This window comes from Salinirubellus salinus (assembly GCF_025231485.1).
Taxonomy (GTDB): domain Archaea; phylum Halobacteriota; class Halobacteria; order Halobacteriales; family Haloarculaceae; genus Salinirubellus; species Salinirubellus salinus.
Map to the genome: position 1 here is coordinate 1,980,106 of NZ_CP104003.1, position 19,355 is coordinate 1,999,460.

A 19,355-nucleotide genomic window follows, 5' to 3' on the forward strand; every position below is an offset into this window, starting at 1 on the left:
TCGCGTCCGCCGCCCGTCGTGCGTCTGTCCGACGCGAGAAACCTGTCGCGCGGGCGTCTGACGCGGATTTATTGTAGGCCCTGTCGTGGCGTCTGCTGGGCGCGCACCTACGGCCTCAACTTCCCCATCCTCCCCACTGCGCGCCCGAAACTTTCCCGAGGTTACGCCGTCGCCTCCTCGCCGCCGAGCATCGCTCTCACCGCTTCGAGCGACTCGCGTTCGGCGATGACCGCTACCCGGTCGCCCGCCTGCAACACCGTCCTGGGCATCGGGATGGTCAGCGGCTCGTTCGCCGAGCCGTGGGCGTAGAGTCGCGCGTCGTCCGGGAGTTCCAGTTCGACGACCCGCCGACCGACGTGCGGGGAGTCCTCGGGGACCGTCACCGTCGCTGCCGTGAGGTGCTCGGTCAGGTCCGCGAGCACGTTCAGGTCGCCGCCCAGCAGCGCCGTCTTCGCCCCCGCCGCGCCCATCCGTTCGGGGTAGACGATCTCGTCCACGTCGGCGGCGTACTTCTCGTATATCTCCTGGCGGTAGTCCTCGTCGATGCGGAGGACCGTCCGACAGCCGTATCCCTTGCCGATCATGCAGACCGCGAAGTTGGCGTTCAGGTCGCCCGTGAGCGCCGCCAGCGCGTCGGCCTCGGCGATACCCGCCTCCTCGAGCACCCGCTCGTCCTCGCCGTCACCGACGACCACGTCGAAGCCCGCCTCGGCGGCGGCGGCCGCCTTGTCCTCGTCTCGCTCCACGACGACGAGGTCGTGCCCCTCCGAGCGGAGGATGTCCGCGGTCCGCTTCCCGACGCGGCCGTAGCCGACGATGACGAACGTCATGCGGCACGGTAACACACGGTAGGACAAAACGTTACCGCCGTCCGGACCCCGCTACCCGCGGCGACCGACCACGCGCGACTGCTCGTGGGCCGGGAACACCTCGCCCACCGCCTCGTCGCCCGTCCGGTCGCGCAGGGCCGCCCGGAGCGCCGTCTCGTAGTCCCCCTTCGCCAGCGTCTCGGAGGGACCGGTCTCCACCTCGAGGCGGGCGTCGACGAGGGCGTCGACCGCCCCGCGGCCGAACCCCGCCAGCGGTGCGACGTGCGCGACGCCGAAACGGTCCTCGACGGACTGGGCGAAGGGTCGGGCGACGGTCGGGGTCCGGTCGTCCCGTCGGGTCCCGTCGGCGACCACGTCCCACCCGGCCGCGGCCGCGTCGCCGGCGAGTCGCTCGACGGCCGCCTCGTGGACCGACTGGACCGCCGCGTTCGGGTAGCCGTCGGCGCACAGCCGGTCGACCGCCGACTCGAGGACGGCCGACTCGAGCCGTCGGGTCTCGTGGGGGAGCGAGAGGGCGGCGGCGCTCGCGGCGGCGTTCTCGGTCAGGTCGGTCAGTCCGAACCCGCAGGTGACGAGCGTCACATCGTAGTGCGGTTCGAGCAGGAGCGCGGCGAGCGCGGAGTCCTTGCCGCCGCTGAACAGGACGGCCGCCCGGCCGGCGGGGGCGGCCCGGTCGGTCACGCTACCGGCGCTCGATGTTGAACGACTTCCGGTCGGGCTTGAGTTCCTGGAGGAGCGACTTCATCTGCTCCTCGTCGACCTGCCCGTTGAGCCGGCCGGACTGGGCCAGCGCGATGACCTGCTGTTCGACCTGCTCGCCGAACTCCGGCTTGGACATCTTCACCGTGTTGAGACGCTTGCGCGCGCCGTCGGTGAGCGCCTGCCGGAGGACGGCCTGTTTCTGCGCCTCGGCCTGCTGGCGCTGGGCTTCGGCGGCCTCACCCTGCGCACCCTGGCCCTGCCCTTGCTGTTGTTCGGCCTGTTCCTGGAGCTGCTCCATCTTCTTGCGGCGCAGTTCCTCGATGTCTTCCTCTCGGCCACTCATGGGAGTCGATTGTGTCGCCGGGTCGAAAACGGTTACGGGTGGGGAGGAACCGAACGGCACGCGAGCGGCGTGGACCCGACTGATAGGGAGCCGTCCACGGACACCGACGACAGCAGCCGCTCACCACCTGCGAGAACGCGGAGTCAGAGGGCCGATTCAGGCGTAGCGCTCGAGGTCCGGCCGGTCCAGGTACTCGAGGACCTCGCTGGCCACCTCGTCGAGCATCGCACGGCCGTCGCCGCTCACGATGCGGCCATCGGGGTTCTGCTCGACGTAGCCGGCCTCCTCGAGGTCCTGCAGCGCGGTGCGGATGACCTTCCCGGACGAGCGGGCCTTCTGGTCCGACCGGACGCGGTAGCGGGTCGAACCCTGCTTGGAGTCGCCGTAGGCGACGCGCAGGCGCTCGACGCCGACGGGGCCGTCGACGGCCACCTTCCGGAGCAGGCTGGCACAGCGGACGTACCAGAAGTCCTCCTGTTCGGGCGGCAGCTCTCGGGAGACGCCGGTCTTGGTGATTCCGACCCACTCGGGCTCGTCCAGTTCACCTTCGAGTCGCTCCGCGACAGCCTCGATGAGGGCCTCGGCGGGAACGTCGTAGAGTGTCGTCATTACCTGTGGTATCCTCGGGATTGCGTTTAAGACTGTTGTTACGCGACGCGGCGGGCGGGTCGTGCGCTCACCTGCCGTGGGTCCAGCCCTCGTCCGCTAGCGCCGCGCCGTCCATCTCGACGCCGCTGTCGGTCACCACCCCGACACGGGTCAGCCCGCAGTCGACGGCCTCTCGCGTGGCCTCGAGCGCCTCCTCGGGGAGCGTCACCACCAGTTCGTAGTCCTCGCCGAACGTCGTCGCCAGCGCACGCTCGTCGACGGCGTCGCGGGCGACCGCCCGCACGCCATCGTCGACCGGGAGCGCGTCGTACTCGACGGCGAACCCCACGTCGGAGGCCTCGGCGAGCTGGTGGAGCGACCGTGCCAGCCCGTCCGAGGAGTCCATCATCGCCGTCGCGTGTGGTGCGAGCGACCGACCCGCGTCCACGCGCGGGACGAACCGATAGAGGTCGTTGGCCCGCGCCGTCTCGCCGGCCTCGAACAGGCGGAACGCGGCGGCCGACCGGCCGAGCGTGCCGGTCACGCAGACGGCGTCGCCCACGCGGGCCCCCGCGCGCCGGACCGGGTCGTCGGTCCGGCCGACGGCCGTGCTGGCGACCGTGAACTCGTCGTGTTCGTCGAGGTCACCGCCGACGTACTCGCAGTCGACGGCCTCGCAGACGCCGGTGGCGCCGTCGAGGAACGCCCCGATCTCGGCGGGGTCGAACCCGGGGGCGGCGTAGGCCGCGACGGCACAGACCGGGTCGGCACCCATCGCCGCCACGTCCGAGAGTGAGGCGCCGAGCGCCCGCCACCCGGCCGTCTCGCGGGTCGTCCCCTCGGGGAAGTCCGTGGCCTCGTGGAGCATGTCCGTCGTGACGACGAGACCGTCGACGACGGCCGCGTCGTCGCCCACCGCCGGGAGACGGTCGGCGAGCAGTGCGAGGGCGGCCCGCTCGTCCATACCGCCGGGAGGCGAGCGGACCACTTGAATCCCGGTCAGTCGACGCCGTGGTCTCCGCGGTCCGCGCAGTCACCGCTCCGGTACAGTGTCGGAGGGTTGAAACGCTCTGGCCGAGTTCTGGGCCCCATGGACGTGGACCTGCGGACCACGCTGGTCGGGTTCGCCGGCGCCCTCCTGGTCCTCGGTGGCCTGGTGACGGTCGTCGGCGTCGGCCGGGTGGTGGACGCCCTCCAGCGGGCCGACACCACGGTGTTGCTCGGCGTCCTCACCGTCGCCACCGTCTGGCTCACCTCGTGGGGGCTCTCGCTCAGGACCGTCCTCGGAGTCCTCGGGTCGTCGGTGTCGGCCCGCCTCGCCGTACTCGTGTTCGCCGCAGCCACGTTCGCCAACAACGTCACCCCGTTCGGACAGGCCGGTGGCGAGCCGGTGACCGCGCTGTTCATCTCCCGGACCGCGGACACGGAGTACGAGACGGGGCTGGCGGCCATCGCCAGCGTCGACTCGCTCAACTTCGTCCCCTCAATCGTCCTCGCGCTGGTCGGCATCGGCTACTTCTCGGTGACAGTGGCGTTCGGCCGTCGCCTGATGCTCGCCACCGTCGCCGTCGGCGCACTCGCGCTCGTCATCCCCGTGGCCGGCTACCTCGTCTGGCGCAACCGCTACGCCGTCGAACGCCGCGTCGTGAGTCTCCTCACCCCGCTCATCCGGGGCGTCGGCCGACTCCTCCCGCGGCGCAAGCCGCCGGACCCGGCGGTCATCGAGCGGCGAATCGAGGGGTTCTTCCACGCCATCGAGCGCGTGACCGGCGACCGGCGGGGGCTGGCACTGGCGCTCGGGTTCTCCACGCTCGGGTGGCTGTCGCTCGCTACCTCGCTCTGGCTCTCGCTCTACGCGCTCGAGTACCAGGTCCCGTTCGCGGCCGTCCTCGTCGTCGTGCCCGTCGCCGCCATCGCGGGCATCACCCCGCTTCCGGGCGGCCTCGGCGGCGTGGAGGCGGTGCTCGTCGCGCTCCTCGTCCCCACGACGGGCGTCAGCGTCGCGGGGGCCACCGCCGCCGTCGTCATCCACCGGACCGCCACCTACTGGCTCCCGACGCTCGTCGGGGGCGGCGCGGCGGCGGCGCTCGGGGCGGGCGGGGTGGTCCAGAGTCTGAGCGGGGGGCCGCCGGAGCGGGAACGTGGTGACGACTGACCACCACTTTTTGCACTTCGCTCCCGTTGGTCGCTCGTCGCGCGCTGGCTTCGCTACGCTCAGCCAGTGGACCTCGCTCGCTGCGCTCGCTCGGATGCTGGGCACACCACAGCTGGCCGAGCCACACGGCCAGCGCAATCCGCTCGCCACAGCGAGCGTGCGAGTGTACGGGAGAGGGCAGGGACGCCGTGTCGCTCCGCAGGAGCGACCGGTGATACTGCGGGACGGGGCTGTTCAGATGGACCGTGCTTTGCACTCTCGCTCGATCGAGAGAGCGTCCAGGATACCCGGGTTTCTCGGACTACGCGCCCAGCAGCTGGAACGGGACCGGGGTGAAACAGAGCGCCCCGAGGACGAACGTCAGGACGCCGACGGCCACCCGCTTCCGGTCGAGCGCGTCGTCGTACACCGGCGTCGCGGGGCCAGCGTAGGCGAGCCCCATCGAGACGAGACCCCAGAACCCCCAGATGAGCACCGAGTCCCGCAGACCGAGGCCCTCGACGAAGAACAGGTAGCCCGAGAGGGCGAACAGCCCGAACGGGACGAGCGCGGCCACCGTCTCCTGTCGCTCGCCGAGCATCGCACGGACGAGGTGCCCACCGTCGAGCTGGCCCACCGGGATGAGGTTCAGGAACGTGACGAACATCCCGATCCAACCGCCGAAGACGACCGGGTTCACTGCGAGTTCGGGGTCCGCGTAGCTGAGTGGCTGGCCCGTCAGCTCCGAGAGGAGCAACAGGAGCGGCGGGAAGCCGAACTCGATGTTGATGGCGTTCGGGTCGTTCAGCACGCTGTCGGGGACCGGCACCGGCGGGAGGTAGAGCCCGACGACGGTGACGGCGACGGTGGCGACCAGCCCGGCGAGCGGCCCGGCTACGCCGATGTCGAACAGGGCCTCGCGGTCGGGGATGCGCCCCTTCATCCGGATGACGGCCCCGAGCGTCCCGATGAAGGTGGGTACAGGGATGAAGTACGGCAGCGTGGCCTCGACGTCGTGGTAGCGCGAGAGCACGTAGTGCCCGAGTTCGTGGACCCCCAGCACGGTCATGACCGCGAGCGCGAACGGCCACCCGGCCAGCAGGTCGGCCGGCGAGTTCACCGGCTCGTAGTACCACATCGTCCCCGCGAACAGCGTCGTGAGGACCGTGAGGAGGAACATGACGACGTTCGTCCACGGGACGCCGTCGAGACCCGTCGAGCGGGGTTCGGCCACCAGCGCGTGTCGCGAGTTCTCGATCCGGAGCCCCGTGATCGGGTCCTGCGTGGACTCCGTGACCGTCGTGAGGTGGACCTCGTAGCCGTGGTCGCGGAACACCGGCCAGACGCGTTGCTCCAGCGCCTCCGGCCCGATCTGTGGCTCACCGATGTAGAGGAGTCGGTCGCCGTCGCGTCGCGTCTCGACGACCCGGAAGGCCGAGGAGAACGCGGCCACCGGGGGAGCGTCGGCCGGTGGGTCGTGTCCCATCTACCGAGGGCAGGTGGTCGGTAGGCATAAATCCCCGGACAGGGACGGCGACGACGGCGGTCCCACCGCTCGGCGGGTGGGGGGTAGGGAGAGGGCACGCGCCCTCTGCGGGAGGGAAGGTGTCGGGCGGGGACCCGACGGGGACTGGAGTTCCGGTCTGGGCAGCCTACGCGAGCTCCACGCGCCACGTGGTCGCGGAGGTGTACGACCACTTCTCAATCTCCAGGTCCGTCGCGGACTCCCGGAGCTTCACCATCAGCGCGCCGATCTCCTTCGGGGAGAGCCCGACCTCGTCGGAGATGAACTTCGACTTGAAGTACATCTCGCCGTCCGCGGCCCGCTCTCGCAGGTACGTCTGCAGCCGCTCGGTCTTCGTCTCGGTCTCCGACTTCGTGGAGGGTTGCGTAGTCGCACTCATCTGTGACACCTCACTCCTCCCTATCTACCCCACCACCATATACCGGGCCGAACTTTAGGGTTGATTCGGCACGTTTCGGACTGAACCGAAGTAAAACGTACGTTTCACGACACCACGAGAGCCACTCAGACGTTTCACGAACGCTTCTGAGACTTTCTTTCACGGATTCGCGTCGAGCGCCGGCAGGGCCCGGTGAGCGGAGTCGATACCCCCGTTCGGGGGCACGAACCCCGCTCGTCGGCCCGCCGAGCGCGGACCGCGCGCGCCGGCGCCGGTCGGCACGTGCCGCCGTGCGGGCCGAGCAGTCGCGGTCAGTCGCGCTCGTGGACCCAGAACGTCTCCTCGGCCGTGACCTCCTTCTTGAACAGGGGGACCTCGTCCTTGAGGCGGTCGATACCGTCCTCGACCGTCTCGAACGCCTCCCCCCGGTGGGCCGCGAGGACGACGACGAAGACGATGTCCTCGCCGTCGGGTACCACGCCCGTCCGGTGGTGCATCACCACCTCGAGGACGCCCTCGCGCTCCTCCAGTTCCGTCTCGATGGTCCGCATCCGGCGGTCGGCCACCCCCTCGTACTTCTCGAACTGGAGGTACTCGGTGGGGGCGTCCTCGTCGTGCTCTTTCGCGCGCACCCGACCCGTGAACGTGGCGATAGCGCCCGAGTACGGAGCCTTCGGCGACCGCTTGACACGGGCGACGAGCGACTCGAGCGTCTCACGCGGTTCGACGTCGGCGAGAGCCTCGGTCAGGCGTTCGAGGTCGACGGCGTCCGCCGAGTCGGCACGCACGAGGACCTCGCCGGCCGCGTCGGTCCCCCCGAGCGCGACGGTCGGGAGGTCGGCGGGCACGTCGAGCACCAGCGCGTATTCGTGATCCGGCGCGAGCCGGTCGAGGACGTCGTCGAGCGAGAGGTCGTCGCGGCCGGTCGCCTGCCACCCGGTCTCGCCGTAGCGGTAGGTGGTGGCCGCCGTGCCCGTCGTCACACCGCCGTCGAGTGCCGCCTCGTGGACGACGCCGACCCGGCCGTCGAGGCGGTCGGCCAGTCGGTCCGCGAGGGTCCCGCTGTCGGGGCCGCAGATGGCGAGCGTTCGCATACCACGGCGTCGGGCCGGCGAGCGTTAGTAGGTGTCGCTGTCGGCCGTGGGCGGCTCCCGGTGGCACCCCTTGAGAACGCTTAAACGGCGGCCGCAGTAACTCCGGACAATGAGAGTCGTCGTCTCCGTCGGCGGGAGCGTCCTCGCACCGGACCTCCGGGCCGACCGTGTCGAGGAGTACGCCGGGGCGCTGGGGAGTCTCGCCGACGCGGGCCACGAGGTGGCCGCCGTCGTCGGCGGGGGCGGGGTCGCCCGCGAGTACATCGGAACCGCCCGCGAACTTGGCGCGAACGAGGGACAGCTGGACCAGCTCGGTATCGAAGTCACCCGGCTGAACGCGCGCCTCCTCATCACCGCGCTCGGCGAGCGGGCCGCCCCCGTCCCCCGCGAGGGGTACGAGGAGGCGACCGAGACGCTCCGGCGCGACGGCGTGGCCGTCATGGGCGGCGTGGTACCGGGACAGACCACCGACGCAGTCAGCGCCGCGCTCGCGGAGTACGCCGACGCCGACCTGCTCGTCTACGCGACGAACGTCGACGGCGTGTACGACGCCGACCCGAGCGCCGACGACGACGCGACCCGGTACGACAGCCTCGCGGCCGAGGAACTGGTCGCGCTCGTCGCCGAGGGCGAGTCGCTCGGCTCGGCGGGGAGCAACGCCCCCATCGACCTGCTGGCGGCGAAGATCCTCCAGCGCTCGGCGCTCCGCACGTTCGTCCTCGACGGGAGCAACCCGGACCGCGTGCGTGAGGCCGTCGAGACCGGCGATTTCGACGGCACCGAGGTCCGACCGGACGCCGAAGGCGGGCTGAGCGAGGAGGACCGATGACCAGCGAGGACGAGCAGCGCGAGTCCTCGGAACGAGTGAGCGGGAGCGAGCGACACGCGAACAGCGAGTTCCAGCCGACCAGCCCCCACACGCTCTCGGAGAGCGACTCCCGTCACGTCTTCTGGGCCGACACCGTCGCGGACCTGATCCTGGCGCGTGACCCCGACGAACCCATCGTCGTCAAGGGCGGCATCTCGCCGTCCGGGGTGCCCCACCTCGGCAACATGAACGAGGTGATGCGGGGCTACTTCGTCGCCGAGGTGCTCCGCGAGCGTGGCTACGAGGTCCGGCAGGTGTTCACCGCCGACGACCGTGACCCGCTCCGGAAGCTCCCCCGAAAGCTCGCCGACGCCGAGGGGAACGTCGTCGGACTGGGCGAGGTGGACGCCGCCGCCCTCGGCCAGAACCTCGGCAAGCCCTACACCGACATCCCCGACCCGTTCGGCGAGGTCGACTCGTACGGCGAGCACTTCACGAACCTCGTCGAACGCGGGGCCGAGCAACTCGGCGTCGATATCGAGGTGGTCTCGACCACCGACCTCTACGAGACGGGACAGATGGACGACGCGGTCAGACACGTCCTCGAACACGCCGACGAGGCACGGCGTATCCTCGGACAGTACCAGGACAAGGTCGACGAGGACTACGTCCCGTTCAACCCCATCTGCGAGTCGTGCGGGAAGGTGACCGAGACGGTGCTCTCGGTCGACCTCGAGGCCGAGACGGTCGAGTACGAGTGCACGGACATGACCGCCGGCGACCGGACCATCGAGGGGTGTGGCCACCGCGGCACCGCCACCTTCCGGGAGGGGAAACTCCCGTGGCGCTTCGAGTGGCCCGCCCAGTGGCAGGCGCTCGGCGTGGACTTCGAGCCGTTCGGCAAGGACCACGCCGAGGGGTCCTGGCCCTCGGGCGAGCACATCGCCCGGGAGCTGTTCGGCTTCGAGCCGCCGCTCCCGATGGTCTACGAGTGGTTCACGCTCGGCGGCGAGCCGTTCAGCTCCTCGGCCGGGAACGTGATACTGGCCGGCGAGGTGCTCGACCTGCTGGAGCTGGAGGTGCTCCACTACTTCTTCACCAAGAACCCGAAGAAGGCGCGGGACTTCAGCGTCGGCCGGCTCGACCAGCTGGTCGACGAGTTCGACCGGTTCGAGCGGCTCTACTTCGGCGAGGAGGACGGGACGGAGAACGAGACCGCGCTCGCCGAGCGCGTCTACCCGTTCGTCGTGAGCGAGGTTCGCGAGGAGCGCCTGCGCATCCCGTACACCTACGCCGCCGTCCTCGGGATGACCGACGACGAGTCCCTGCGCCGGACGATGGCAGAGCGTGCGGGCCACCTCCCGGGCGACGCCCCCGACTGGGCGCGAGAGGCCGCGCTCGGGCGCATCCCTCGCGCCCGCGAGTGGGCGGTGCGCACGGACAACGAGTACAACTACGAACTCGCGGAGGACCTGCCGGACGTCTCGTTCGACGCGGCCACCGAGGCGGCGCTCGACGCGCTGGCCGAGTTCGTCGAGGCCGAGGACCCGGACGAGGAGGCCCTGCAGGAGGAGATCTACGAGACCGCCCGCGCACACGACGTGGGCGTCGGCGACTTCTTCACCGCGGGATACCGCCTGTTCCTCGACACGGACGAGGGGCCGCGACTCGGTCCGTTCCTCGCGGCGCTGGAGCGGGAGTTCGTGCTGGCGCGACTCCGGCGACAGGCGTAGGACAAACACCACTTTGGCTCTCCTGAAGGCACTTACCCGTCACGCGAGCACCGGCAGGTATGGGACGACAGACGCGACGCGCCCTCCTCGCGTCCACCGCGGCACTCGTCGGCGCCGGTGCGGGCTGTACGGGCCTCCGGCACGCGCTCGAAGGGTCGGACGGCACCCCAACTGCCGAGCGAGACGGCCCGCCCCCGACGGACAGTCCGACCGAGTCGGGGCCGGACTCGCTCACCCTCGAAGCGGTCGAACCGCCGCTGGCGACCGAGGGGGCCGAGCCACGCACCGTGACGGTCTACCCCGAGTCGATGGCGCTGGCGCTCCGTCGTGCCGCCCGCATCGAGGGCACCTACCGGAGTCACGGGCCCGCGTTCGTCTACGCGCCCGAGCCCTTCTGGACCCGGTACCGGACGGTTCGGCTGACCGGCCCGGACGCCGGGTCGACGCCACAGGGCGTCTACGAGATGGCGGCCGACGGTGGCATCCGGTACGAACTGCTGGTGGGGGCCGACCGACTGGAGGACGACCCGCCGGCCGCGCAGGTATCGGGGCTGGAGGGCGCGCGCCGCGAACTCGCACTGGCGGCCATCCGGAACGAGGGGCCGCGCGTCTACCCGGAGACGGAACTCGGCGAGTGGGTCCGGACCGAGTGGTTCGACAATCGCTGGGAGCACGATGGGACGGTCTATCGTGGGAAGGAGGTCCAGCAGACGGACGCTGCGTTCTTCAGCCAGCAGGTGTGGGCGACGGTGCAGTTGCGCGAGACGCGCGCTGACCCACAGGTCGTCTTCGAGTTGCGGGCGCCCGGCGACGAGGTTCGCGACGTGCTGGGCCCGGTGTTCGACGAGTGGTCGAAGGACGAGCCGACGACGGGGATGGACGACCCACCCGCGGCCGTCGTCGAGTACCTACGAGACGTAGACCTGCTGGCGACGCACACGACGGTGTTCAGGCCACGTCTCGAGGAGTTGCTGTGAGCCGTCGCGCGCCGACGAGCGACCGTGTATCCTACCGGACCCAAAAGGGCCTTGTCGCGCCGACACGTCCCTGACGGTAATGCTCGACCCCCTGCTGCTGGTCCTCGTCGGGGTCGTCCTCTACACGGTCGGGGCGACGTTCCTGAAGATGCGAGGCCGTCTCCCCGAGTACATCAACGTCTCGGGGCCGATCACGACGCTGCACACGAAGCGCGGGCGGGTGTTGCTCGACAGACTCGCCCAGCCCAAGCGGTTCTGGCGCGCGTGGGGGAACTTCGGCATCGGGGCGGCGCTCGTCGTCCTCGTCGGGTCGTTCCTCCTCGTCGCCCTCGCCGCCGTCCAGGCGATACAGAACCCCACGCCGACGGCGCTCAACGAACCGCGGAACGTGCTCGCCATCCCCGGCGTGAACCAGTTCCTGCCGCTCTCGGCGGCGTTCGAGATCCTGCTCGGCCTGCTGATCGGTCTCGTCGTCCACGAGGGCGGCCACGGCCTGATGTGCCGGGTCGAGGACATCGACATCGAGTCGATGGGGCTGGCACTGTTCGCGTTCATCCCGGTCGGGGCGTTCGTCGCGCCGGACGAGGAGTCCCGGCGGCGGGCGTCGCGCGGCGGGCAGACCCGGATGTTCGCCGCGGGCGTGATGAACAACTTCGCCGTCGCAGTGGTCGCGTTCGCGCTCCTGTTCGGCCCGGTGATGGGGTCCATCGCCGTGGTCTCGGGTGCCCCCGTCGGCGGGGTGCTCCCCGGGTCACCAGCCGCGCAGAACGGCATCGAGCGCGGCGACGTGGTCACGGCCATCGACGGCGTGACCGTCGAGGACGCCGACAGCCTCGAGGCCGCGCTCGCCGCCACCGACGCCCGGACCGTCGACGTCACGCTGGAGAGCGGGGAGACCGTCGGCATCGAGCGGTCGGTCATCGTCACCGGGTCGGCATCCGACTCGCCGCTCGACGTGAACAGTACCGTCACCGCGGTCAACGGCACCGGGGTGTTCACCGAGAGCGCCTTCCGCGAGGCACTCGCCGACCGCGAGGTGGCGACGCTCACCACCGCCGGGGAGACGGAGACTGTCACCACGCCCGTCGGGACGCTCACGACGCCCATCGAGGGCTCGGCGTTCGCGGCCGCCGGCGCCCCCGCCGGCGAGAGCGTCGTCGTCACCCACATCGGCGGGGAGCGCACGCTCGACCACGCCGCGCTCTCGACCGTGCTCGACGGGTTCGGCCCCGGCGACGAGGTCGAGGTCGTCGGCTACGTCGACGGCGAGCGCGAGACGTGGACCGTCACCCTCGGCGAGCAGAACGACGAGGCGTTCCTCGGCGTCACGGTGGCACGCGGTGTCACCGGGATGACCGTCGACGACTTCGGCACGGACCCGTACCCGGCCGCGCAGTTCCTCGGTATCCTCGGCGGGGGTGACGGCGGCGGCATCGACTCGCCGATCCAGCGCGCGGTGGTCACCCTGAGTCTCCCGTTCCTCTCGGCGACGGGCGGCGCGGGCTACAGTTTCGCGGGGTTCAACGGTGCCGTGGCGAACTTCTACACCGCCACCGGCCCCCTCTCGGTGCTCGGGACGGGCGCGGTGTTGCTGCTCGCGAACGTCCTCTACTGGATGGCGTGGATCAACCTCATCATCGGCCAGTTCAACTGCGTCCCCGCCTACCCGCTCGACGGTGGGCACCTGTTGCGCACCTCGACGGAGGCCATCGTCTCCCGACTCCCGGTGCCCGACCCCCGCTCGGTGACCAGCGCGGTCACCACGACGGTGACGCTGGTGATGCTCGGCGGGCTGTTCGTGGTCATCTTCGGGCCGCGGCTGCTGACCTGAGGCGGGACCGTCGCCTCCGCTGTCGACGCCCTATATAGCCGACTATACCAATACCCACCAGTAGTTCGTAGAACGTACACAACGGACCGATTAGAGAGCAGAAGTGACCCGTATGGGGTCGTAATATAAATCGCTTTAGTCGGATTCGCCCTCCGTCAGCCCGATGACAGAGAACGCGGACGGTGTCAGCGCGGGTATCTCGCGTCGGAAACTCCTCGCCACGACGGGCCTCGCGGGTGCGGGACTGCTGGCCGGATGCACGCAGTCGAACACCGGGAGTGACCAGAACGGGGGCGGCGACTCTGACGGCGGTTCGGGCGGCGAGTCGGACGGCGACGACACGACGCCGACCTCCGACGTCCTCTCGGGGGACATCGAGATCGCCGGCTCGTCCACCGTCTTCCCGCTCGCGACGGCGTTCGGCGAGATATTCCAGCAGGAGCACCCAGAGGTCAACATCAGCATCCAGTCCACCGGCTCCGGTGGTGGGTTCGCGAACTTCTTCTGTCCCGGCGAGACGGACTTCAACAACGCCTCGCGCCCCATCAAGGAGGGAGAGATGCAGCAGTGTGAGGACAACGGCGTCGAGCCGGTCGAGCTCACCGTCGCCACCGACGCGCTGACGGTCGTCGTCAACAACGAGAACGACTTCGCGACGGAGATGACCGTCGAGGAGCTCAAGACGCTCTGGTCTGCCGAGTCCGCCCCGACGACGTGGAGCGACGTGAACTCCGACTGGCCGGACGAGGAGATCGAGTTCTACGGCCCGACCGACGCCTCGGGGACGTACGACTACTTCATCGAGGCCATCATCGGCGAGGAGGGGCCGGGTCACCGTCAGGACTACTCCGCGACCGAGCAGGACCGCACCATCATCCAGGGGGTCGAGGGCTCGGAGTTCGCCGTCGGCTACATGGGCTTCGCCTACTACTCCACGAACACCGACCGCGTGACCGCCGTCGCCGTCGACAACGGCGACGGGCCGGTCGAGCCGTCGCTCGAGACCGCGAAGTCCGGCGAGTACGCGCCGCTCTCGCGCCCGCTGTTCACCTACCCGTCCAAGCAGTCGCTCGCCGAGCGCCACGTCGCCGAGTTCGCCCGGTTCTTCGTCGACAACACGGACAACGAGCAGGTCGTCGCCGAAGAGGTGGGATACGTCCCGCTCGACGCCGACCAGAAGGCAGAGCAGGTCGACAAACTCGAGACGGCCATCGAGGAGGCGAACGCCTGAGCCGACCCGTCCGTATCGGACGTTCGGCGTCCCCCGCGGCCGAACGAAGGACTTTTTCACCGACGCAAGAACACACGAATCACTCTAGATGAGCACGGACGACATCACGGACGACCTGACCCGGAACACGCAGAACGCCCCGGTGGAACTCGTCACGCGGTCGTTCTTCTTCGTGTGTGCGGTGCTCTCCATCGTCACGACGGTGGGGATCATCCTCCTGCTGGTGACCGAGGCGATGAAGTTCTTCAGCGTCACCGCCCCGCTGATGGGGTTCGAGGGCCAGACCGCCTCCATCGTCGAGTTCCTGACCGGGACCACGTGGCAGGTGAACGCCGGGAAGTTCGGCGTCCTCGCGCTGGTCTCGGCGACGGTCCTCATCACGTTCGGGTCGGCGCTCATCGCCATCCCGTTCGGGGTGGCGACCGCCATCTACCTCTCCGAGTACGCCGACCCGCGCCACCGGGACGTCCTGAAGCCGGCACTGGAGGTACTGGCCGGCATCCCGACGGTCGTCTACGGCTTCTTCGCGCTCATCTACATCACCCCCGCCATCCAGACGGTGCTGCCCGACACGGGGACGTTCAACCTCATCTCGGCCAGCATCGTCGTCGGCATCATGATCATCCCGATGGTCGCCTCCATCTCCGAGGACGCGATGTCAGCCGTGCCGGACGACCTCCGACAGGCCGGCTACGGGATGGGCGCGACGAAGTTCGACGTCTCCACCGGCATCGTCGTCCCCGCCGCGCTCTCGGGCATCTTCTCCTCGTTCATCCTCGCGCTCTCGCGCGCCATCGGCGAGACGATGGCCGTCACCGTCGCCGCCGGCGCGCAGGCCCGCTACCTGAACCCGTTCCCCGTCTTCGAGTTCCTCAACGGCAACGCCCCGCTCCCGGTGAACGTCGCCGTCTACCAGGAGGGTGCACTGCCGATGACCGCCGCGATGGTCCAGCTCCTCACCGGAGACATCGAGGGCGGCGGGCTGGAGTACCGGAGCCTGTTCGCCATCGGTCTCACGCTGTTCGTCATCACGCTCGTCATGAACATCGTCAGCGACTACATCGCCCAGAAGTACCGGGAGGAGTACTGAGATGAGCACCGAGACACGCGGGGACGTCATCGAGAGTTTCGGCGAGGTGAGCAAACGCGTCGGGCTCGCGTTCCGCTACCTGCTGCTCGTGGCGACGATGTTCGGTATCGCCACGCTCGCGGTGTTGCTGGTGTTCGTGTTCAACGACGCGGTCCAGCCGCTCACGGCCGACCCGCGTTGGCACCTCACCTTCCTCCTGACGTTCGTCCTCCCGTCGCTCGGCGTCGGGAGCTATCTCTACCTCCGGGACGACCCCGGCTTCGGCTTCGGAGCGGGGACCGTCGGCCTCGTGGTCGTCAGCCTGCTGTTCAGCGGCGGCGTGGCGATGATATTCGTCGACCTCGTCGACCCCATCGTCTGGTTCGCGTACACGCTCGCGGTGGCGGTCCCACTGGGCGTCGTGGTGTTGCTCCAGCGCGAGAGCCGTCGTATCGGCTTCTTCACCCGCGTGGGCCTGACGACACTCGCGTTCTACGTCTCGCTGGCCGGGATTCCGGGGCCGCTCGGCGACGCGGTCGGGGTCGCGAACGTCGTCCCGAGTCTCGCGAACGTCGTCTCGAGCATCCCCGTCCTCCCGGTCGACTGGATGTTGCTCCTCGCCTCGGTGACCCTCCCGCTGGCCGTGCTGGTCGGCCTACGTGCTCGACGGCTGTTCGACGGGGACGGCCGGGCCGGACTGGTGGCCGGGGCCGGCGCGCTCGCGCTCGTCGCCGTCGCCGCCGTCGCCGGCCCGGCGGTCGGTGTCGACCCCATCCCCGCGACCGCCGTCGCCACCACCGTCCTCGTCCCCGCGGGCGCGTACGTGGGGTTCACGGCCATCGAACACCCGGAGCGCCGTCGGGGCCTGCTCCTCCCGGCCGCGGTGTTCGGCGGCGCGCTGGTCGGCGCGGTCGTCGTCCAGCAGTTCGGCTTCGCCGGCCCGCAGTCGTGGGTCGACTGGCAGTTCCTCACCAGCGCCCACAGCCGGAACGCCGAGGACGCGGGGCTCTACCCCGCCATCGGCGGCTCCATCCTGCTGATGACCGCCGTCGCGGTGCTGGCGTTCCCGCTCGGGGTCGGCGCCGCCGTCTACCTGGAGGAGTACGCGCCGGACAACCGCCTCACGCGGTTCATCGACGTGAACATCTCGAACCTCGCCGGCGTGCCGTCGGTCGTCTACGGCCTGCTGGGACTGGGCGTGTTCGTCACGTACCTCGGCCAGCCGACGGGGACGGTGGCCATCGGCGGCGCGACGCTCGCCCTGCTCATCCTCCCCATCGTCATCATCTCCTCGCGCGAGGCCATCCGCTCCGTGCCCGACGAGATGCGACAGGCCTCCTACGGGATGGGCGCGACGAAGTGGCAGACCGTCCGTCGGGTCGTCCTGCCCCGTGCGTTCCCCGGTATCCTCACCGGGACCATCCTCGCGCTGGGGCGGGCCATCGGCGAGACGGCCCCGCTCATCATGATCGGCGCGCCGAACGTGGTGTTCAACCTCCCCGCGGAACTCGGCGCGAAGGTGTCGGCGATGCCGCTGCAGGTGTACGCGTGGGCGTCGCTGTTCGCCGGCCCGGACTTCTACCAGAAGGCCGTCCCGGCCGGCGTGGTGGTGCTGGTGACCGTGCTGCTGGCGATGAACTCGGTCGCCATCGTGCTGCGAAACAGGTATCAGAACGAGAACTGAGGTAGATACAATGAGTAAGGAGAACACGGAATCGCAGGTGAGCAGGGAGGTCGGGCGTGAGACAGACGACGGGAGCGTCATCGAGACGGACGTGAGCGAGAGCGTCGCCGACGCCGGGTCCGGCGTCACGGCCGGGTCGGCGAAGCCCATCGTCCGGTCCGAGGGTATCGACGTCTTCTACAACGACAACCAGGCGCTCCACGACGTCTCCTTCGAGATCCCCGAGAACCGCGTCACCGCGATGATCGGCCCCTCGGGCTGTGGGAAGTCGACGTTCCTCCGCTGCATCAACCGGATGAACGACCTCATCGACTCGGCGCGTGTGGAAGGTGACCTCTACATCCGCGGGAAGAACGTCTACGACCCCGACGTCGACCCGGTCGCCCTGCGCCGGCGCGTCGGGATGGTGTTCCAGAAACCCAACCCCTTCCCGAAGTCCATCTACGACAACGTGGCCTACGGCCTCGAGATACAGGACAAGGAGGGCGACTACGACGAGATCGTCGAGGAGTCGCTCAGGCGTGCGGCCCTCTGGGACGAGGTGAAGGACCAGCTCGACGAGTCCGGCCTCGACCTCTCGGGTGGGCAACAGCAGCGCCTCTGTATCGCACGGGCCATCGCGCCCGACCCCGAGGTGCTCCTGATGGACGAGCCGGCCTCGGCGCTCGACCCCGTCGCCACCTCGAAGATCGAGGACCTCATCGCCGACCTCGCCGAGGAGTACACCGTCGTCATCGTCACGCACAACATGCAGCAGGCCGCCCGCATCTCCGACAAGACGGCCGTCTTCCTCACGGGCGGGCACCTCGTCGAGTTCGGCGACACCCAGCGCATCTTCGAGAACCCCGAGAGCCAGGAGGTCGAGGACTACATCAGCGGGAAGTTCGGGTAGACCGGCTCGAAACGCACTCGTTCTCCGTCACGCCGACCCACCCACGGAGCGACCGCGCCGGCTCGCCGACGGCCCGAACACGTATCCGTCGCCCGTCGCGCTCGCCACACCCGAGACGGGACCGCGTCTATCGAGACCTATCGAGTCGACCCGAGCCGTAATACTCGTCTCGTATCGGTGTGTTCCCGGACCGAGCCGACCGTACCGCAACCGCCATCTACGAGCCGTTCGGGGCCGCTACGCCCCGATATTATAAACCGGTTTAATCGGATTCACCCACCGTCCACTCGATGACGCAGAAGACGGAGGGTGTCAGCGAGTCCGTATCGCGCCGCAAGTTCGTCGTCGCCTCGGGGGTCGGCGGCGCTGCGATGCTCGCGGGATGTACAGGAAGCGAAAGCACGCCCACGCCCGGTGACTCGGGTGGGGACGACGAGACGGAGGCGCCGGCGGACGAAGACACGGCGACGCCGGAACCGGGTATGGATACCTCGTCGCTCACGGCCGAGGGGTCCTCGACGGTGTACCCGATCGCGAACAAGGGGTCCTCGTACTGGAACTCCAACCCGCCGAGCGACGATGGCGAGTACTGGGGTTCGAACTCGGAGGAGGGCAACACGGTCCCCGGCTGGGACCAGCTCGACGGTGCCGAGGGCACGCGTCTGGCCGACTACTTCGCCGGCCTCTACGGCTTCGAGGCGACGGGCAAGCAGGCGAACCCGCCGTTCGCGACCCGCATCGGCCTGAGCCACTCGGGGACCGGCTGTCAGGCCGTCGTCGACGGCCTCGTCGACATCGGTAACTCCTCGGGTCCGATCACGGCCGAGCTCGGCTGGAGCCAGGAGAAGGCCGACGAAGAGGTCGTCGACCACGTCCTCGGTCGCGACGGCCAGCCCGTCGTCGTCTCGCAGGACATCTACGACGCCGGCGTCACGGAACTGACCGGTGAGGAGGTCCGCAAGATCTACCAGGACGAGATCACGAACTGGAGCGAGGTCGGCGGCCCTGACCAGCAGATCTTCTGTATCGGTCGCGCCGAGGGCTCCGGAACGGACACGGCGTTCCGCCTGAACATGCTCGGCGGTGCCGACGCTCCGATGCCCGGCGTCGACGCACGCTTCGGCCAGAACCAGCAGGTCGCCCAGCAGGTCCAGCAGAACGACGGTGCCATCGCGTACATGGCGCTCGCGTTCACGAGCGATTCGGTGCTGCCGATCGCCATCGACTTCGAGGGCACGGTGTACGAGCCGGACGCGGACGCGGAGAACACCATCTTCGACTCCTCCTACCCGCTCAACCGTGACCTCCACCAGTACACGAAGATCACGGACGATACCCCGAGCGGGACCGACCTGCGCGAGGGTGCGTTCGCGAACATGTTCCTGACCGACTTCGGGCAGGAGGTGTTCGTCCGCCAGGTCAACTACATCACGCTCCCGACCAAGGACATCGAGTCCGAGCGCGCGAAGCTGCCGGACCAGGCCTGAATCGTCGAACTCGCTAGCGACGCGTCTCGAAAACCACCGACCGAGCCG

Annotated in this window: 18 protein-coding genes; 10 read left to right on the top strand and 8 right to left on the bottom strand. The window is 69.5% G+C overall.

Translation table 11 applies throughout. From position 1 onward, the window contains the following. Positions 1-161: 161 nt before the first annotated feature. The 5 genes from N0B31_RS10830 to thiL form a co-directional block, all read right to left on the bottom strand. On the bottom strand, positions 162-830 hold the full coding sequence (locus N0B31_RS10830; RefSeq protein ID WP_260643882.1) for a potassium channel family protein: 669 nt from the start codon (positions 828-830) through the stop codon (positions 162-164). A 51-nt stretch (positions 831-881) separates the two neighbouring features. After that, entirely contained in the window at positions 882-1,511 is a 630-nt protein-coding gene (locus tag N0B31_RS10835; protein WP_260643883.1) for a DUF7411 family protein, read from the bottom strand. A gap of 1 nt (position 1,512) precedes the next feature. Next, on the bottom strand, positions 1,513-1,875 hold the full coding sequence (locus tag N0B31_RS10840) for a DNA-binding protein (RefSeq protein ID WP_260643884.1): 363 nt from the start codon (positions 1,873-1,875) through the stop codon (positions 1,513-1,515). 156 nt (positions 1,876-2,031) lie between these two features. Further along, positions 2,032-2,484, bottom strand: a complete 453-nt coding sequence (locus N0B31_RS10845) for a 30S ribosomal protein S19e (protein ID WP_260643885.1) — start codon at positions 2,482-2,484, stop codon at positions 2,032-2,034. Between the two features lie 67 nt (positions 2,485-2,551). After that, positions 2,552-3,427 (bottom strand): thiamine-phosphate kinase, encoded by an 876-nt coding sequence (gene thiL / locus N0B31_RS10850; RefSeq protein WP_260643886.1) that lies wholly within the window; start codon positions 3,425-3,427, stop codon positions 2,552-2,554. Positions 3,428-3,553: 126 nt separating this feature from the next. On the opposite strand from thiL, the gene N0B31_RS10855 reads away from it, so the two are divergent. After that, positions 3,554-4,618: a lysylphosphatidylglycerol synthase transmembrane domain-containing protein gene (locus tag N0B31_RS10855; protein ID WP_260643887.1), complete on the top strand. Its 1,065-nt coding sequence runs from the start codon at positions 3,554-3,556 to the stop codon at positions 4,616-4,618. Between the two features lie 301 nt (positions 4,619-4,919). Here N0B31_RS10855 and N0B31_RS10860 read toward each other — a convergent pair whose 3' ends face one another. The 3 genes from N0B31_RS10860 to N0B31_RS10870 all read right to left on the bottom strand — a co-directional run bounded on the left by N0B31_RS10860 (position 4,920) and on the right by N0B31_RS10870 (position 7,595). Continuing rightward, the gene (locus N0B31_RS10860) at positions 4,920-6,083 is read right to left on the bottom strand and encodes a site-2 protease family protein (protein ID WP_260643888.1); all 1,164 of its coding nucleotides are present in this window, start codon (positions 6,081-6,083) and stop codon (positions 4,920-4,922) included. A 166-nt stretch (positions 6,084-6,249) separates the two neighbouring features. Then, complete coding sequence (locus N0B31_RS10865; RefSeq protein ID WP_260643889.1) at positions 6,250-6,501, bottom strand: DUF7123 family protein; 252 nt, start codon at positions 6,499-6,501, stop codon at positions 6,250-6,252. A 311-nt stretch (positions 6,502-6,812) separates the two neighbouring features. Further along, positions 6,813-7,595 carry a molybdopterin synthase gene (locus tag N0B31_RS10870; protein WP_260643890.1) on the bottom strand — a complete coding sequence of 261 codons (783 nt, stop codon included), beginning with the start codon at positions 7,593-7,595 and terminating at the stop codon, positions 6,813-6,815. Between the two features lie 109 nt (positions 7,596-7,704). Here N0B31_RS10870 and pyrH point away from each other — a divergent pair, with 109 nt between their 5' ends. The 9 genes from pyrH (at position 7,705) to N0B31_RS10915 (ending at position 19,307) form a co-directional block, all read left to right on the top strand. Further along, a complete protein-coding gene (pyrH, locus tag N0B31_RS10875; protein ID WP_260643891.1) occupies positions 7,705-8,424 on the top strand; it encodes a UMP kinase in 720 nt (239 codons plus the stop codon). Then, positions 8,421-10,136, top strand: coding sequence for a lysine--tRNA ligase (gene lysS / locus N0B31_RS10880; protein ID WP_260643892.1), 1,716 nt, complete (start codon positions 8,421-8,423; stop codon positions 10,134-10,136). The genes pyrH and lysS overlap by 4 nt, the downstream gene beginning before the upstream one ends. 59 nt (positions 10,137-10,195) lie before the next feature. Beyond that, positions 10,196-11,113, top strand: coding sequence for a hypothetical protein (locus N0B31_RS10885; protein ID WP_260643893.1), 918 nt, complete (start codon positions 10,196-10,198; stop codon positions 11,111-11,113). 79 nt (positions 11,114-11,192) lie between these two features. Continuing rightward, positions 11,193-12,944: a site-2 protease family protein gene (locus N0B31_RS10890; protein WP_260643894.1), complete on the top strand. Its 1,752-nt coding sequence runs from the start codon at positions 11,193-11,195 to the stop codon at positions 12,942-12,944. A 163-nt stretch (positions 12,945-13,107) separates the two neighbouring features. Continuing rightward, entirely contained in the window at positions 13,108-14,175 is a 1,068-nt protein-coding gene (locus N0B31_RS10895) for a PstS family phosphate ABC transporter substrate-binding protein (RefSeq protein ID WP_260643895.1), read from the top strand. An 88-nt stretch (positions 14,176-14,263) separates the two neighbouring features. Next, entirely contained in the window at positions 14,264-15,265 is a 1,002-nt protein-coding gene (pstC, locus tag N0B31_RS10900; RefSeq protein WP_260643896.1) for a phosphate ABC transporter permease subunit PstC, read from the top strand. 1 nt (position 15,266) lies between these two features. Beyond that, positions 15,267-16,928, top strand: coding sequence for a phosphate ABC transporter permease PstA (gene pstA, locus N0B31_RS10905; RefSeq protein ID WP_260643897.1), 1,662 nt, complete (start codon positions 15,267-15,269; stop codon positions 16,926-16,928). Between the two features lie 10 nt (positions 16,929-16,938). Beyond that, entirely contained in the window at positions 16,939-17,820 is an 882-nt protein-coding gene (pstB, locus tag N0B31_RS10910; RefSeq protein WP_260643898.1) for a phosphate ABC transporter ATP-binding protein PstB, read from the top strand. A gap of 290 nt (positions 17,821-18,110) precedes the next feature. After that, positions 18,111-19,307 (top strand): substrate-binding domain-containing protein, encoded by a 1,197-nt coding sequence (locus tag N0B31_RS10915; RefSeq protein ID WP_260643899.1) that lies wholly within the window; start codon positions 18,111-18,113, stop codon positions 19,305-19,307. Positions 19,308-19,355: the final 48 nt, after the last annotated feature.